Origin of the sequence: Cryobacterium sp. MP_3.1 (assembly GCF_035984795.1) — a bacterium.
Classification (GTDB): domain Bacteria; phylum Actinomycetota; class Actinomycetes; order Actinomycetales; family Microbacteriaceae; genus Cryobacterium; species Cryobacterium zongtaii.
In genome coordinates this window covers 1-1,165 of the sequence record NZ_JAXCHV010000078.1, presented here as the reverse complement: position 1 = coordinate 1,165, position 1,165 = coordinate 1, and the positions used below count along the sequence as shown (strand labels likewise).

1 protein-coding gene is annotated in these 1,165 nt (G+C 64.7%); it reads left to right on the top strand.

All coding sequences use genetic code 11. The features are described 5' to 3' along the window. Nucleotides 1-229: 229 nt before the first annotated feature. A partial coding sequence (locus tag RCH12_RS18505) for an IS110 family transposase (RefSeq protein WP_327017889.1) occupies nucleotides 230-1,165 on the top strand: 936 nt, incomplete at its 3' end.

Sequence of the window (1,165 nt, the reverse complement as noted above, 5' to 3'; positions counted from 1 at the left end):
GGTCGAGCTTGTCAGTGATGATGGATGTGGGGTCGGGTTGGTCTGACTCAGAGCTTGTCCGACGCCTTGGCTGTCTTTGTCTCGATGCGTCGACTGGCCTGGCCCTGACATCTAATGTCGCGTTCAGGATGCCGATCATGACCTGATAGGAGCCTGGCTAAAGTCTCTTCACTGACCTGTCTGCCGGCACCCTGAACGCTGACCCTTACGAAGAAGGGCTGTATCCAGAATGACCGACAATCACCAAAAGATCATCATCGGCGTTGACACTCACAAGGATTTCCACCACGTTGCTGTGATCAGCGCGCTGGGCGAGTCTCTGACGGATCGCAAGTTCGACGCCACACCGGATGGTTACGCGAGCCTGATCGCCTGGATCACCAGTCAGGGCGATGTGCTCCGCGCCGGCGTCGAGGGCACCGGTTCCTACGGTGCTGGTCTGACCAGGCGGCTCCGCAGCGCGGGCATCACCGTGATCGACGTTCTGGCGCCGGACAAGCAGGAGCGTCGGCTGCGGGGCAAGACCGACCAGATCGATGCCTATTCCGCGGCCCGCGCGGTCCTGGCCCGTCGGGCGACGACGGTGCCGAAGATCCGCGACGGCGAGGTCGAAGCGATGCGGATCCTCCGCACGACGCGGCGGATGGCCGTGAAGCAGCGCACCGAGATCATGAACCAGCTGCATAGCCTGCTCGTGAGCGCCCCGGAACAGCTCCGCGCGAAGCTGGCCGGCCTCAAGGCCAAGGACCTCGCGAAGGCCTGCGCGCGACTGCGCGACTTGTCCGGCGATGACGTCGTTACTGCCGCGACGAAGGACGCCGCCCGGTCGCTGGGTCGCCGCTTCGTCGAGTTGACCGTTGAAGCCGACCGGCTCGAAGACCGCATTCGTGCCCTCGTCACCGCTTACGCCCCGGAACTGCTGGCCGTTTACGGGGTCGGTCCCGATGTTGCCGCGACGCTGCTGACCGTCGCGGGTGAGAACGTTGATCGGATCGGCACCGAAGCAGCCCTCGCCCACCTCGCTGGGACCGCGCCGATCCCGGCTTCGTCAGGGAAAACGAACCGGCACCGGCTCAACCGCGGCGGCAACAGGCAAGGCAACGCCGCGTTCCACCGCATCGTCCTGGTTCGTATGGTCCGGCACCCGGAGACCCGTGCATACGTT